Below are 15,151 nucleotides of genomic sequence, written 5' to 3'. Positions count from 1 at the left end.
GGCGTCGACGACACCTATTGCCTCGGTGCTGAGGATGCGGGGGTTGGAGAAGTCGGGACTGGACTCGCCCTTCCTGCTGGTCACTTCGGACTCGTTGACCCGAATGTCCTGCTTCGGCCGTCAGGGCGTTCCCCTCACCACGCGGTGCCACTGCCAGCAGTGCCTGATCATCGGCGCTTGGGAATTCCCGCCTCAAGGACGCCACGCAGCCCACGCCCAGGCGGCCGGCGAATCGCCTCGAGCGGGAACGTGACCACGAGTATCTCGAGTGGCGAATCGAAGTGGAGTGCGTAGGGGTGCGTGGCGTCGCACGGTGCGAAGTCGCCCGAGGTCAAACCGGCATCGCAGACCGGCATGCAGGGCATCGATCTCGCGGACGACGTTGGCGATGCCATCGACCGTCATGTCCAGGCGACGGAGAACAGGCGCTTGTGTAACGGCGCTCCGGGGTCGGCGCCACTTCGGACGCATGGGGAAGGCGGCCATCCTCAAAAGGTGTCGCTTCCGTGGATCACATCCGTGGAGCGTGCTCCTCTACGCCGGCGATCTCCGAGCACCGAACGCAGCGGGAGGGAACGGTGATGGGCGTCAGTCGCCAGTCTGCCCATGTGATCTCGGCATCCTGCAGGGTCCGGTAATCCGCCTCGTACTGTAAACGTTCTCGTAAACGTTCTCGTAAACGATTACACCCCTTCAAAGACGCAGGAGCCGCGATGCCCGAAACGAAGAAGTCGACGCTGGCGCTCGTCGCCGAGCGCGCCGGAGTCTCGATCGCATCCGTGTCGCGGGTGCTGAATGGCCAGCCCGCATCTGTTCAGCTCGCCGAGCGCGTCCGCGCGGCCGCCGATGCGCTCGGCTACGTACCCGATGCCTCTGCCCGAACCCTGAAGACGGGGCGCACGGACCAGATCGCATTCGCCGTCGCCGACGTGGGTAACCCGGTCTACGTGAAGATGATGCACGAGGTCGAGCGCGTGGTCGCCAAGGCCGGCTACCGGCTGGTGCTGTCGTCGACGGGTGCGGATCCGCAGGAGCAGATCGGGCTGCTCGGAAGTCTGAATCGCGGGTTCGCGGACGGGCTGGTGTTGAGCCCCCTGCGCCTCTCCGCGGAGCTGGTGGATGCGCTTCGCGCGAGTCGACTGCCGATCGTCATCATCGGCACCCTGCCCGAAGACGTCGAGCTCGACAACGTGCGGGTGGACTCGATGGCCGGCATCATGCTTGCCGTCGACCACCTCGTTCAGCAGGGGCGGAAGCGGATCGGGTTCGTCAACGGCCCCGTTGACACGAATCCCGGTACGGCACGGCTGAGCGGCTATCTCACGTCGATGGCGGAATTCGGGTTGGCAGCCACGGCCGACCTGCAGGTCGCCGCATCAGACTTCACGTACAAGGCGGGACGCAAGGCCGCAGCGCGGCTGCTCGGGCAATCGTCACCCGACGCCATAGTGTGCTCCAACGATCTCCTGGCCGTCGCAACGCTCAAGGAGCTCACTGAACGTGGTCTGCGGGTACCCGATGACGTAGCCCTGGTCGGGATGGACAACACAGATGTCGCCGAGCTCGCGAATCCGTCGATCACAAGCGTCGATCTGGGCGCCGCGCGGCGCGGTAAGGCGGCCGCGAAGCTGATGCTGCGCCGCCTCGCTGACCCTGCGGCTGGAGTCAAACGGGTGGTCATCGAGCCGACGCTGTCGGTCCGCGAGTCGTCGGTGCGGGCGGGCGTTGGCGCCGGCCAGCACATCTCTCCGGGCTATGAGGAGGTGAGGGCATGAGCGCCGCCGCTCCCGTGATCGCCCCGCCCTCAAGCGGCGTTGAGAGGGAGCCCGTTCGCAAGCGTCGGCATCGTGGAGGTCCGGCGGCAGGCGGTCGTCGGGAGGCCTGGCTGCTCGTCCTGCCGGCCCTGATACCCGTCGTCATCTTCAGCGTCTATCCGCTGGTTCAGGGGATCCTGCTCGGGTTCACGGATGCCCGCGCCGGACTCGACATCCCGGTCAACTTCAACGGCATAGACAACTACACCAAACTGGCGGGCAACGGCCTCTTCTGGAACTCCTTCGGCATCGGTTTGCTATGGGCGTTCAGTGTCACCATCCTCCAGTTCCTCGCGTCGCTCGGCCTCGCGTTGCTGCTGAATCTGAACCTGCGCTTCCGGTGGCTGGCACGCACGCTGGCGCTCGTGCCCTGGGCGATGCCGCCCGTGATCATCGCAATCATGTGGCGCCTCATGCTCAACCCCAGTTTCGGCCCCGTCAACGAAGCCCTGCGCGCGCTCGGGCTTCCCGGCGACATCAACTGGCTAGGGGACGCATCGATCGCGTTACCCGCAGTGATCGTCGTGGGTGTATGGGCCGGGATGCCGCAGACCACGATCACCCTGCTCGCCGGACTGCAGACCGTTCCCGCCGAGCTCCATGAGGCCGCGGCGATCGACGGCGCTGGCACGTGGCGACGGGAGTCGGTCTTGACCCTGCCGTCGCACGGCAGTTCCCCTGGAACAGGCGCAGTGGCGCCACGAGCCTGCTCGAGAACATCGACGGCATGCCTGAAGACGATGACCTGAACTTCCCCCTGATCGCCCTCGGGCTCCTCGAGGAGCATGGCCGCGCCTTCACCGTCGACGATGTCGCGCAATCGTGGCTGAACAACCTGCTCGGCGGACGCGTGTTCACCGCCGAGCGCATCGTTTACCGCAATCTCCTCGACGGGCACGAGCCCGAAGTCGCCGGCTCTGTGATCAACCCCTTCCGTGACTGGATCGGAGCGCAGATCCGAACTGACGTGTATGGCTGGGCAAACCCGGGGCAGCCGACCATGGCTGCGCGCCTCGCCTGGGTCGACGGTCGGCTCAGTCACCATCGGAGTGGTCTGTACGGCGCCATGTTCGCCGCCGCCGCCTGTGCGTCGGCGATAGTCGCGTCGACAATCGGTGAGGTCATCGATGCGGGACTGTCCGTGATTCCCGCTGGCAGCCGGTATGCGGCTGCCGTGCGACGCGGCGTTGAGATCGGTGCCAGTGATCTCGACGACGAAGCAGCGGTCGACGCGCTGCACGTCGAGTACGGCCACCTGCATTGGGTCCACGTACTGAACAACACCGCCCTTCTCGCATTCGCGCTCACACGTGGCGCGGGTGACTTCGGACGCACGATCACTCTGGCCGTGAGCGGGGGCTGGGATACCGACTCGGTCGGTGCTACGGCCGGTTCGATCGCGGGCGCGCTCACTGGGGCTGCCGCACTGCCGGATCGCTGGACGCAACCTATGCACAACTCGCTTTCCACAAGCATTCCCGGATTCGACGGGGTTCGCTTCACCGAGCTCGCCTCACGGACATTGGCGGTATCCGGGTGAGTGTCGCCGTCGTGGGCAGCGCGAACCTCGATCTCGTCTATTGCGTCGCTCGTATCCCCTCCCCAGGCGAGACGGTCCTCTCCCGCGGCGCCCACTCGGCGGCCGGCGGCAAGGGGAACAACCAGGCCGTCTCGGCGGCCCGAGCCGGGGCAGCCGTGCGTTTCATCGTCGCGCTGGGCTCGGACGCCGGGGGCGATCGGATCTCCGCCGAGGCGCGAGGATCGGGGGTCACTGTCCTGGACCGCCGTGTAGAGGCACCCACAGGCACGGCCCTGATCACCGTGGACGACGGCGGCGAGAATACGATCGTGGTGGAGTCGGGAGCCAACGCCCGTCTGGTCGATCTCTCGGGGGACGAACGGGCCGCGATCGCCGAGGCGGACGTCCTGATGCTGCAGCTCGAGACGCCCCTGGAGACCGTGGCCGAGGCGGCGCGGACCGCGCGGCAGAATGACACCGTAGTGCTGCTGAACGCCGCCCCGATCCGCGGCCTGCCGGCAGACCTCCTCGAGGATGTCGACATCCTCGTGCTCAACGAGCACGAGGCCCGCACTCTCGTCGGTCGCTCGGGCTCCGAACACGACCTCGCGCGAGCACTGGCCACAGAGGGCCGGTCGGTTGTCGTCACTCTCGGCGGCCGCGGAGCGCTGGTCGCCGAGCCCGATGCCGAGCCGGTCGCCGTGCCCGCCCATAGCGTCCCGGTTGTGGACACCACGGGCGCCGGCGACACCTTCTGCGGTGCGCTCGCTGCCCACCTCGATCGGCATCGGCACGAGGGACTTGTCGCCGCAGCACGATTCGCCTCCGCTGCCGCCGCACTGTCGGTGCAGCGGCGGGGGGCTGTGCCATCCATCCCGACGCTCGAGGAGATCGATGCTTTCGTCGCAGACAGCTGACCCCGATGAGGCCAGCACAAATCAATTCGATCCGCTGGTGCCACGGCCGATCGACCTGCCGACGGTCCTTCCTGCTGGGGGCCTCATCGCGGACGACATCGGAGACATCGCGAAGGTCTTCGCCGCACCCGACAACCCGGCGGACTGGCCCGCGTGGCGTGAAGCTCTCCGCAGCTGGCGACACGCGGCGAGAGACAGACTCGACTACGGCGGCGAGCTGTACGACCGCCCGAGACGGCATGGGCCCGGACCGCGTACGCGGTCGCGCAGGTGTGGCTGTGGGACGAGCGCCTCTTCGACCGCGAAAGGGGCGCGTTCACGGTGGACGCGTTCCTCGAAGCGGTTGCCGACCAGGGGGGGGCTTGACGGCGTGGTCTTGTGGCACGCCTACCCCGTCATCGGCATCGACGACCGCAACCAGTTCGACTTCTATCGGGATGTCCCGGGACTCCAGGCCGTCATCGACCGCTTCCACGAGCGCGGCATCCGCGTCTTCGTCGATTACAACCCGTGGGACATCGGGACGCGCCGGCCCGATCGTCCGGATGCCGAGGAGTTGGCTGATCTTGTGACCCGATTCGGCATCGACGGCGTCTTCCTCGACACGATGAAGGAGGGGGATTCCACCCTCGTCGAGGCGCTGCTCGGAGCGACTCCGCCACAAGTGCTCGAAGGCGAATCGCGCGTGCCGAACCAGCGGATCCAGGACCACCAGCTCAGCTGGGCCCAATGGTTCGCAGACTCGCCCGCGCCGGGTGTCATGCGGGCCCACTGGTTCGAGCGGCGGCACATGATGCACGGCGTTCGTCGCTGGAACCGGGACCACAGCGACGAGCTGCAGGCGGCTTGGATGAACGGCACCGGCATCCTGGTTTGGGATGCCGTGTTCGGCGTGTGGGTGGGCTGGAACCGCCGGGACGATAGCACTCTTCGCAGGATGCTGCGCGCCCAACGTGCGTTGAGCGAGGTGTTCGTGTCCGGCGAATGGGCGCCGCTGGACGGCGCCTCGCCTGAAGCCATTGCTGCCGGGGTCTATGTGTCGCGCTGGACACTCGACGGCCTGACCGTGTGGACGGTGGTGAATCGGCGAACGGAGGACTGGGTCGGGGACCCGCTAGAGACTCCACCCGCGAAGGGAGCCGTGCGCCACGATGTGACCGCAGGAATACGGAATGTCTCGTCGGTGACCGTCCCGGCGCGGGGGCTTGTCGGCATCCTCGAGATTGCGGCAGGTGCGCCGGAGCCGGGCGGCCTGGACGCGCTGCTCCGCACGGGCGCCGCCGACACCATCTCAGCCGATGCGACCTTCCCAGCCCGTGAGGCTGTGCGCGTCGTGCCGGCGAGCGCGCCTGCTGGGTCGCCGCCGCCCGGGGCGGTCCTCGTCGAGGGCGGCGATGTGGACCTGGAGGTCACGTTCCGCCGTCGGGAGACGGGGCTCTACCAGGGAGCGCCCTACGTCGAGGAATGGAAGCCTCTGCCCCCGCGTCTTCATGACGACCGCCGTCAGCTGCTGACTGTCAGCGTGCGCGGAACGGTCGCGGTCGCGGCGCGAGAGGTATCGGTCGCGGAGTTCCGGGAGTTCCTCAACGCGGGCGGCTACCGGCCGCGGGTGGCGCACCGGTTCCTGGTCGGTGCCGCAGAGGATGACGATGCGCCGGTGACTGGCGTTTCGCTGGAAGACGCGCGGGCCTTCGCCTCCTGGGTGGGCGCTCGGCTCCCTGACGAGTTTGAGTGGCAGTTGGCCGCTTCGCGGCCGGGCTTCGAACGACGCTCGCCAGCAGTCTGGAACCTCACCGAGAGCGAGCACGTCGATGGGATTACGCGCTTCGTCATGCTGAAAGGTGGCGCCTCACACGTCTCCATCGGTTCCGACTGGTATGTGGATGGAGGGATCCGTGAGCCCGCATTCAGTCTCAAGTTCCTGCTGCCGGGCCTCGGCATCGATCGCTCCCCGAATATCGGCTTCCGGCTGGCCTGGGACGTGACCGAGCAGGCGACGCGATGAGCGGGCCGGCGCCGCTGTCGGGTGTGCGCGTGCTCGACGTGTCCACCCTGTTCGCCGGCCCGCTGGCCGCCACATTCCTCGGTGACTTCGGCGCGGAGGTGATCAAGGTGGAGCACCCGACCAAACCCGACGCTGCGCGCGGGCACGGGCCGGCCAAACAGGGCGTCAACCTCTGGTGGAAGACGCTGGGTCGGAACAAGCGCACCGTCACGATTGACCTCGGCCAGCCAGAGGGCGCCGAGCTGCTCCTCGAGCTCGCAATCGAGGCCGACGTGCTCATCGAGAACTTCCGCCCCGGCACGCTCGAGCGCTGGGGGGTGAGTCCCGAACGGCTGCTGGATGTGAACCCGCGATTGGTGATCGCCCGAGTAACGGCCTTCGGGCAATCAGGCCCCTACTCAGGCCGCCCGGGATTCGGCAGCCTCGCGGAGGCGATGAGCGGGTTCGCGGCGCTCACGGGTGAGCCTGATGGGCCGCCTACGCTCCCTCCCTTCGGGCTTGCTGACGGCATCGCTGCGCTCACGTGCGCCTACGCCATCGCTGTCGCGCTGCGCGCGGCCGAGCGCGACGGTCGCGGCCAGGTGGTCGATCTCGCCATCATCGAGCCGATTCTGATGCTTCTGGGCGGACAGATCACCGCCTACGACCAGCTTGGCATCGTGCAGCCGCGCACCGGCAACCGCTCGGTCAATAATGCGCCGCGCAACGTCTACCGCACGGCCCAAGGTGATTGGGTGGCAGTGTCGACCAGTTCACAGTCGATAGCGGAACGTGTCATGCGACTGGTCGGGCAGGAGGACGTCGTGCACGAACCGTGGTTCGCGAGTGGGCATTCGCGTGCAGAACACGCGGACGAGCTGGACGCCGCCGTCGCCGCCTGGATCGCCGAACGCTCCACCGCCGAGGTCCTCGCCGCGTTCGAGGAGGCGCAGGCGGCGATCGCCCCCGTCTACGACGTCCGCGGCATCGTCGATGACCCCCAATACCGCGCACTCGGAACCATTCAGACCGTCACCGACGAGGAGCTCGGCCCGGTACGGATGCAGAACGTGCTCTTCCGCCTCTCGCAAACCCCGGGGGCCATCCGCTGGGCAGGACGGCCCCACGGTGAGGACACTGCCGCGGTGCTGAGCGAGATCGGCGTCACGACGGAGCGAGTCTCCGCGCTGCGGAAGAAGGGCGTCGTATGAGCGCAGTCACGGCCCTCTACGTCCCGGGCGATCGGCCGGATCGCTTCGAGAAGGCCGTCGCCGCGGGCCCGGACATCTTGATCCTTGATCTCGAGGACGCCGTCGCGCCACAGAACCGCCGTGCGGCGCTCGCCTCGGTCGTCAATTGGCTCCGCGACTACGACGAGTCGGGCAGGCCCGCCATCCAGGTGCGCCTAAACAAGGGCGCCGATGCAGAGATCGAATCACTCTTGAGCACGGGAAGGCGCATCGGACTGCGCATCCCCAAGGTCGAGTCGGAGTCCGACCTGGATGCCGTGGCATCGATCGCCCGCGACCTGCCGCTCACCGCGCTCATCGAGTCCTCCCGCGGAGTCCAGCGCGCGGATTCCATCGCCGCGCACCCTTCGGTGGTGGCGCTTGGACTCGGCGAGTCCGATCTCGCGAGTGAGCTCGGCACGCGCGACACGCTCATGCTCGACCAGGTGCGCGTTCGGCTGCTGATCGCGGCCAGAGCGGCCGGGCTTGCGCCCCCCATGCTCTCGGCATACCCCGCCATCCTCGATCTCGAGGGTCTCCGCGGCGATACGGAGCGAGGCCGGCGCCTAGGCTGGCACGGCAGAGCGGCGATCCACCCCCGCCAGCTGTCCGTCATCCGGGAGGTCTTCCAGCCGCGGCCGGAAGACGCTGCCTGGGCGCGGGCCGTAATCGAGGCGATGGGAGCGGCCGGTGTGGCAACTCTTCCGAACGGGGAGATGGTCGATGCAGCTATGATGCGGCGCGCGCGCCACCTCCTGGAGGAATAACGCGCACCGGCCACGCGACCATGCAAAATTCGCGGGAGCGAGGCTTGCGTGGTCTCTGCGAGGACGACTCCGACATCGTATTCTTGCTCGTTCTTCGTGGGGCGGAAGACATTCCCTGGACGTCGGCGCCACAGCACGCTACAACGCACCACCGAGATGTGTGCAGCCATGTGCGCGAGGACGAGATAACGAGGGGTGAATCGCGGGAGTGCGGCGAGACAGGCATGCCGCTCAGATCTGATCGATAACGTCAGGAATCCCCGCAGAGGGCGAGGGCGAATGTGTTGAATGCTGGTGGAAATCTGCAAGAATCGACGTCATGGGCAGCGTCGAGTCTTACGACACGGCAGGTGGGCGCCGTTACCGTGTTCGGTACCGCAAGCCTGACCACCGTCAGGCGGCCAAGCGGGGCTTCCGCACGAAACGTGACGCAGAACGATTCCTGATCACTGTCGAGTCGCAGATGCTCACGGGGGACTTCATTGATCCGGCGTCTTCACGTGTCACCGTGGGCGAGCTCGGGCCGGATTGGCTCGATGTCAAGCGTATGAAGCTAAAACCGTCGAGCTACAAGCAACTCGATGACGCGTGGCGGGTCTACGTCGAGCCGAGATGGGGTGCAGTCGAGCTCGGAGCGATCTCCCACTCCGATGTCCAGAAATGGCTGACAGAGGTGAGTGCTGGAACAGCTCGCACTGCACGCCGATTCCACCCGCGGACCGCTTCGCAAGCCAGCCGGCCGAAGAGCGCGACCGTGGTCATCCGCGCGTACGGCGTCCTGGCGGCCGTTTTGGACGTCGCCGTGCGCGACCGCCGGATACCCCGAAACCCCGCACGTGGCGTCGACCTTCCCCGAAAAAACAAGAAGGGTCACCGCTACCTGACTCACGCTGAAGTCGACCGTCTCGCGCACGCCGCAGGCCAGGACCACTCAACCGTGGTGTACGTCGCCGCATACACCGGCCTGCGGTGGGGAGAACTCTCCGCCCTTCGGGTCCGCGACCTGAACCTGCCCAGACGACGCCTGGCCGTGAACGAGAACGCAGTTCGCGTCGGTAGCGATCTTCACGTGGGATCTCCGAAGACGCACGAGCTTCGCTCCGTCGGCTTTCCGGAATTCCTATCGGAGCCGTTAGCGGAAGCCGCGGTCGGCAAGGCTGCTCATGCACTCCTCTTCGGCGAAGGCGAGACTCATCTGCAACGTCCACGGTCTTCCGGAGCATCCCGATCATGGTTCATGCGTGCACTGGCCGACGCGGGGCTTCCACGCATGACCATCCACGACCTGCGCCACACCGCAGCCTCCCTCGCGATCGCGTCCGGAGCGAACGTGAAGGCTGTCCAGAGAATGCTCGGACACGCGTCGGCTGCCATGACCCTCGACGTTTATGCGGATCTCTTCGACGACGATCTCGATGCCGTCTCAGCAGCCATGAACCGTGCTCGCTCGGCGGCGCTCGTGTCCAGAATGTGTCCAGACGAAACCCGGGACAGTAGCTCGACCTCCCGCGATCCCGGTGTTTTCAAGGGGTGACACGCCAATCGAGGTGGACGCGACGGCGGGAGTCGAACCCGCAACGCACCCGGGTATGAACCGGTGCCCGGGACCGCCCGGATCGCCGCGATGACCCCACGCTAGCCCGGCCGAGGTCAGCCCGGGCTATGCGTGAACCAGCGTTTCGCTATGCGTCCTCGTGCGACGTGTCCGCCGCCCACGCCCGCAGCGCGTCGACGACGAACGCATGGTCCGCCGCCTGAGGCAGGCCCGAGACCCCGACGGTACCGACCACCCCGACGCCGGCGATCGTGATGGGGAACACGCCTCCGTGCGCCGCGTAGAGCACGGGATCCAGTCGGGCATCGGTGTCGAAGCTCTTGCCGGCGGCGCGGAACGACAGCCCCACGCCGTACGACGACCGCCCGTACCGCCGCGCCACCCTCGTCTTGCGCTCGAGCCAGCCGTCGTTGTCGGCGCTCGATCCGGGCAGGGCCGTGTGGAACACCCGAGCTTCGCCGAGAGTGATGCCGATCACGATCGGCAGCTCGGCCGCCAGCGCCGCCTCGCGCATGCGCGAACCGAGGGCCCAGGCATCCGCGAGATCGAAGCGAGGCAGCACCAGCTCGGCCTCTTCCGTTTCGACGCGGGCGAGCAGGGCGGCGATGTCGTCGGTCATGCGATCACCGTACGGCACCGGGCGGAAGCAGAGTCGATCCTCCGCCCGGGGTCTCTTGCTCACCGACCGGCGGGGCGTCACGCATCCAGCGCCTCGGCCGCCGCCCTCCGCCCCTCCGCGATGAGCCGCGGCACATCGCGCATCGTCCACTGGGCCATGCGCTCCATCTCGGGCTGCACGAGCACGACGGTCGGGTCCTCGACGAGGGCCGCGATCTTCGTGGTGGAACGCATCATGCGCACGTTCTCCCACTTGGCGTGCAGGTGCACCACGATGACGCGCTCGGCGCCGAGCTTACGGGCCGAGGCATGCGGGACGTTGTCGATCATGCCGCCGTCGGCGAGCATCCGTCCGCCGAGCCGCACGGGCGGCAGGATGCCGGGTACTGCGATCGTCGCCCGCAGCGCTGCGCTGAGCGGGCCCTTGTCGATCGTCACGGCCTGACGCGTCCGCAGGTCGGTCGCGACGGCCCCGAACCGCCGCGGCAGGTCCTCGATGCGCGGATCCTCGCCGAGCAGCCGGTGGATCGACTCCGTCACGACCCGTGTGTCGAGCAGGCCCCACCGCGGCTTCCAGCTCCAGTTGCCGATCCGCCCCCACCGGAACCGCAGCGCCAGTTGCTCGATCGTGGCCCCGTCGAGCCCGGCCGCGTACGCCGACCCGACGAGCGCCCCCGAACTCGTGCCGGTCACGATGCCGGGATGGATGCCGCGCTCCTCGAGCACCTGCAGCACGCCGACGTGGGCGGCGCCGAAGGCTCCGCCACCGCTCAGTGTCAGCCCGAGGTGCGGGTCGTCGCCCGGCAGCGCGTTCTCACCTGTCACGTCGCGAAAGTACCACCGGGGAAGTGGATGCCGCGGCCACGAGCCGACCGTCGGCCCGTCGTCCCATCTCCTGAATCGGTCGCTGAGCCAGGAGCGCCGGCGACGAGACGAAACGTGCTTGCGCGCTCAATGACCGGGGCGCAGCCCCGACGAGTCGAACCGCTCCATGAGCAGTGGCAGGCCCGTGCTCTGCCACCACGCTCCCGACACGTGCCCTGCCGACATGCCGTGCCCCGGGTCGAAGTCGGCGACGTAGACCGTCTCGTCCCCGATCGGCGCGCCGGCGATCGCCCCCGCCGCCGACATGACCGCGCGGTGCAGCTCCGCCCGGTCGGACGGCAGGGGCGTGCTCGCGAACTCGGCGCGGAGGGCACGCCACAGGTACGGGTCGCCGCGCGTGCCCCACACCGGTGGGCCCTCGTCGAACAGCCGGCCGATCGACCCGGGCTCGGTCGACGGAGAAGAAACCCGAAGCACCTGGGCCCGCACGCGCCGGTGGGTCGGTTCGCTGAACGAGACGAGTCGCACGTGCTCGACCCCTGTCGGCGTCTGGGCGATCGTCTCGACGGCGGCGGCGATCGCGTCGTCGAGCGGCCACGCGTACACGCCGGCGCTGATCAGCGGGAAGGCGATCGACGTGACGCCCAGTTCGTCGGCGACCTCGAGCGCCCGCCGGTAACAGGACTCCAGCAGTGCGCGGTCGCGCTCCCCGGCCGCATGGTTGGGGCCGACCGTGTGGATCACCCAGGTCGCCGGCAGATCGCCGGCGGTCGTCCAGCCTGCGTCGCCGGTCGCGAGACCGGCGGGAAAGCGGGCGACGCAGTCCGCGAGGATGGCGGGGCCGCCCGCCCGGTGGATCGCTCCGTCCACGCCGCCGCCGCCCCGCATCTGGCGATTGGCCGCGTTGACGATCGCATCCACCTGCTGCGCGGTGATGTCGCCGTGCACGGCCGTGACGCTGGGCATGGGTCCAGTATCGCGCTGCACGGAGACGGATGCCGGGGAAGAGAGCCGACCGGGCGCACCCAGAAGGGCCGCCCAGCGGGCGGCCCTTCTGGCATCCATTCGTCTACGCGGCCGAGATCTCGGCGAGGATCTCGGCGAACAGCCGCAGCTCGTCCGCCGACCGCGTCTGCAGTGCACCGCGCAGCCGCGACTTGTTGCTCTCGCGTACCTTCATCGCCTTCGCCAGCCCCGCAGCGGTCGGCACGAGCACGCGAGCACGTCCGTCGGTGGCATCCGGAAGGCTCTCGACGAGCCCGAACTCCTCGAGCACGCGCACCTGGCGGCTGACGGCGCTCTTGTCCATCTCGAACAGCTCGGCCAGCGCGTGCGCGTTGGTCTCGCCGAGGCGCACGATCACTCCGAAGAGCTTGTAGCCGGCGGGCTGCAGCTCGGCGTGCACCTGCTCGGCCGCCTCTTTCCATACGGCACGCGACCGGTTGAACAGGACGGACAGCTGCTGTTCCACGTCGAGGATCGCGTCGTCGACGGCGGAGTCCGGGCTCATGACGGTCATGCTACGAGCGGTCCTTGCGCAGGGCCGCACGCGTGACCGGCAGGGTGCCGGTCAGCACGCGGTCGGCCTCTTCGGCCTGCTCGGCCATCGACGGCAGGCCCGCGCCGACCTCGGCTTCGGCGAGCTCGATGGCGACGTTCTCGGCCTCTTCCTGCAGCTCCTGCGACGCCGACTTCGTCGACAGTCGCTTGTTCGGCAGGAACGCGATCGCGATGAGAGCCATGACCGCGAGCGGCACGGCGATCCAGAACACGTGCGCGATGCCGTCGGCGTACGAGGCCTCGATGATCACGCGGATCGTCTCGGGCAGCTCGTCGACCTTCGGCACGGCGCCGCCTGCGAGACCCTGCAGGGCGGTGACCTCTTCGGGCGTCGTGGGCACGTAGCCCTTGAAGCCGTCGGTCATGTTGGTGGCGACCTGCGTGGCCAGCAGCGAACCCATGACCGTCACGCCGATGGTGCCGGCGATCGAGCGGAAGAAGTTCACGTTCGACGACGCGGCGCCCAGCTGCGAGGCGGGGGTGTCGTTCTGCACGATGAGCGTCAGGTTCTGCATGACCATGCCCAGGCCCGCGCCCAGCACGAAGATGAACACGGCGACCCACGCGAACGGGGTGTCGTAGTGCAGCGTCGTGAGCAGGTACGCGCCCGCGATCGTGAGCACCGAGCCGACGAGCATGAAGCCCTTCCAGCGGCCGAACTTGCTGATCAGCGCGCCGACGGTGATCGAGGCGCCCATCTGGCCGATGATCATCGGGATCGTCATGAGGCCCGACTCGGTCGGTGTGGCGCCACGCGCCAGCTGGAAGTACTGCGCCAGGAACACACTCGTCGCGAACATCGTCACGCCCACCGCGAGCGAGGCGACGACCGACAGCGCAAACGTGCGGTTCTTGAAGAGCGTCATCGGCACGATGGGCTCGGCCACGAAGAACTCGACGACGATGAACGCGATGAGGGATGCCGCGGCCACGCCGATCATGACGAAGCTGGTGACGGAGTCCCACTCGAAGCCGCCCGCGTCGGGCTTGCCGCCGAGGGTGATCCACACGAGGGTCAGAGCGACGCCGAGGGCCATGAGCATGGCGCCGACGTAGTCGATCTTGACCGGACGCTTGGGCGTCCTGGGCAGGTGCAGCGTGAACTGCAGCAGTACGAGCGCGATGACCGCGAGCGGCACCGGCAGGAAGAAGTTGGCACGCCAGCCCCAGGCGTCGGTGATGACACCGCCGAGCAGCGGGCCGCCGATCGTGGCGACGGCCATGATGCCGCCGACGACGCCCATGTACTTGCCGCGCTCCCGCGGCGAGATGATGAGGGCGACGATGATCATGACGAGCGACATCAGGCCGCCCGTGCCGATGCCCTGGATCACCCGGACCGCGATCAGGGTGCCGGCATCCTGCGCGAAGCCCGAGATGGCGCTGCCCACGACGAACAGCACGATCGAGATCTGCAGCAGCACCTTGCGGTTGACGAGGTCTGCCAGTTTGCCCCAGATGGGGGTGGTGACGGCCGTGGCCAGCAGGCTCGACGTGATGACCCACGTGTAGGCCGACTGGTCGCCGCCGAGATCGGCGACGATGAGCGGCATCGAGGTCGAGATCACGGTGCCCGAGAGCACGGCGACGAACATCGTGACGATGAGTCCCGAGAGCGCGACGAAGACCTCGCGCGGGGTGCGCTCGGCGGTCGCCGGCGAAGACGTGTCGGAGAGCGTCGACATAGGTATCCTCCGATTCAGAAAGTTGATGGCGGTCAACTATATAACAAATAGTTGACGTGGGTCAACTGTGGACCGAGATCAACCATTCTGATCGGAGGAGGGGGACGGCGGCCGAGCCCGGCCGGGCGGATTCAGTGCCCGTGGTGCTCGACGACGGGCACGAGCGTGCCGTCGGGTTCGGCGGTGGCGGCATCCTGAGCCGAACCCAGTGCGGGAGTCACCAGCACCGCCACGATCGCGGCGGCGGCGATCAGGCCCGCCACGCCGCCGCCGGGGGAGGGATGCCGCAGGCCCCAGCCGATGCCGGCGCCCGTCGCAACACTCAAGGCGATGAACACGCCCACCGCCACGACGCTCGTGCCGGCCGGCGTGGTGGCGAGCAGGGCCGTGACCAGCGCGATGCCGGTCAGTGCCCCGGCGAGGGCCGAACGCGGAGCGACGGCGCGCCCCCGCGCGAGGCACACCGCGCCCCACGCGAGGGCGAGCAGTCCGTGGGCGACGGCGGCGGCGCCGAGCGAACGAGAGACCGTATCGGCCTGTCCCCCCACGATCGCCGCGGCGCCGACCGCCGCACCCACGAGGCCGGCTCCCCATGCGCCGACCGCCACCCACGCCGGGGCGCGATCACCCGCGCGCCCCGGCCCGGATGCCCCCATGGCCGTCGTCACGCGGTCGCCG

General features: G+C 68.3%; 14 protein-coding genes and 1 tRNA gene. 8 read left to right on the top strand and 7 right to left on the bottom strand.

Features of this window, described 5'->3' with window-relative positions:
- Positions 1 to 713: 713 nt before the first annotated feature.
- From ACTHNQ_RS14955 to ACTHNQ_RS14920, 8 genes are all read left to right on the top strand, one after another.
- Complete coding sequence (locus ACTHNQ_RS14955; RefSeq protein ID WP_440334620.1) at positions 714 to 1,775, top strand: LacI family DNA-binding transcriptional regulator; 1,062 nt, start codon at positions 714 to 716, stop codon at positions 1,773 to 1,775.
- Positions 1,772 to 2,563, top strand: a complete 792-nt coding sequence (locus ACTHNQ_RS14950) for a carbohydrate ABC transporter permease (protein ID WP_440334618.1) — start codon at positions 1,772 to 1,774, stop codon at positions 2,561 to 2,563. Before ACTHNQ_RS14955 ends, ACTHNQ_RS14950 begins: the two co-directional genes overlap by 4 nt.
- On the top strand, positions 2,542 to 3,354 hold the full coding sequence (locus ACTHNQ_RS14945) for an ADP-ribosylglycohydrolase family protein (protein WP_440334616.1): 813 nt from the start codon (positions 2,542 to 2,544) through the stop codon (positions 3,352 to 3,354). The genes ACTHNQ_RS14950 and ACTHNQ_RS14945 overlap by 22 nt, the downstream gene beginning before the upstream one ends.
- Before the next feature lie 11 nt (positions 3,355 to 3,365).
- On the top strand, positions 3,366 to 4,250 hold the full coding sequence (locus ACTHNQ_RS14940) for a ribokinase (RefSeq protein ID WP_440334615.1): 885 nt from the start codon (positions 3,366 to 3,368) through the stop codon (positions 4,248 to 4,250).
- 370 nt (positions 4,251 to 4,620) lie between these two features.
- The gene (locus tag ACTHNQ_RS14935; RefSeq protein ID WP_440334613.1) at positions 4,621 to 6,255 is read left to right on the top strand and encodes a formylglycine-generating enzyme family protein; all 1,635 of its coding nucleotides are present in this window, start codon (positions 4,621 to 4,623) and stop codon (positions 6,253 to 6,255) included.
- Complete coding sequence (locus tag ACTHNQ_RS14930; protein ID WP_440334611.1) at positions 6,252 to 7,445, top strand: CaiB/BaiF CoA transferase family protein; 1,194 nt, start codon at positions 6,252 to 6,254, stop codon at positions 7,443 to 7,445. Before ACTHNQ_RS14935 ends, ACTHNQ_RS14930 begins: the two co-directional genes overlap by 4 nt.
- The gene (locus ACTHNQ_RS14925; protein WP_440334609.1) at positions 7,442 to 8,230 is read left to right on the top strand and encodes an HpcH/HpaI aldolase/citrate lyase family protein; all 789 of its coding nucleotides are present in this window, start codon (positions 7,442 to 7,444) and stop codon (positions 8,228 to 8,230) included. The genes ACTHNQ_RS14930 and ACTHNQ_RS14925 overlap by 4 nt, the downstream gene beginning before the upstream one ends.
- A gap of 319 nt (positions 8,231 to 8,549) precedes the next feature.
- Positions 8,550 to 9,764 carry a tyrosine-type recombinase/integrase gene (locus tag ACTHNQ_RS14920; protein ID WP_440334608.1) on the top strand — a complete coding sequence of 405 codons (1,215 nt, stop codon included), beginning with the start codon at positions 8,550 to 8,552 and terminating at the stop codon, positions 9,762 to 9,764.
- 14 nt (positions 9,765 to 9,778) lie between these two features.
- On the opposite strand, the gene ACTHNQ_RS14915 is transcribed toward ACTHNQ_RS14920, so the two are convergent.
- From ACTHNQ_RS14915 to ACTHNQ_RS14885, 7 genes are all read right to left on the bottom strand, one after another.
- Positions 9,779 to 9,854: transfer RNA gene (locus tag ACTHNQ_RS14915), tRNA-Met, on the bottom strand.
- Between the two features lie 58 nt (positions 9,855 to 9,912).
- On the bottom strand, positions 9,913 to 10,404 hold the full coding sequence (locus ACTHNQ_RS14910) for a heme-degrading domain-containing protein (protein ID WP_440334606.1): 492 nt from the start codon (positions 10,402 to 10,404) through the stop codon (positions 9,913 to 9,915).
- 77 nt (positions 10,405 to 10,481) lie between these two features.
- Positions 10,482 to 11,228, bottom strand: coding sequence for a patatin-like phospholipase family protein (locus tag ACTHNQ_RS14905; protein ID WP_440334604.1), 747 nt, complete (start codon positions 11,226 to 11,228; stop codon positions 10,482 to 10,484).
- A 126-nt stretch (positions 11,229 to 11,354) separates the two neighbouring features.
- Positions 11,355 to 12,194, bottom strand: a complete 840-nt coding sequence (locus ACTHNQ_RS14900; protein WP_440334602.1) for an O-acetyl-ADP-ribose deacetylase — start codon at positions 12,192 to 12,194, stop codon at positions 11,355 to 11,357.
- Positions 12,195 to 12,297: 103 nt separating this feature from the next.
- Complete coding sequence (locus ACTHNQ_RS14895; protein WP_440334600.1) at positions 12,298 to 12,738, bottom strand: MarR family winged helix-turn-helix transcriptional regulator; 441 nt, start codon at positions 12,736 to 12,738, stop codon at positions 12,298 to 12,300.
- A 10-nt stretch (positions 12,739 to 12,748) separates the two neighbouring features.
- On the bottom strand, positions 12,749 to 14,473 hold the full coding sequence (locus ACTHNQ_RS14890) for an MDR family MFS transporter (RefSeq protein ID WP_440334598.1): 1,725 nt from the start codon (positions 14,471 to 14,473) through the stop codon (positions 12,749 to 12,751).
- Between the two features lie 131 nt (positions 14,474 to 14,604).
- Positions 14,605 to 15,151: hypothetical protein (locus ACTHNQ_RS14885; protein ID WP_440334597.1), on the bottom strand; the 547-nt coding region annotated here is incomplete at its 5' end.

The organism is Microbacterium sp. (assembly GCF_051953575.1).
In the GTDB taxonomy this organism is placed as follows: domain Bacteria; phylum Actinomycetota; class Actinomycetes; order Actinomycetales; family Microbacteriaceae; genus Microbacterium.
This window is presented reverse-complemented; position numbering and strand designations above follow the sequence as displayed.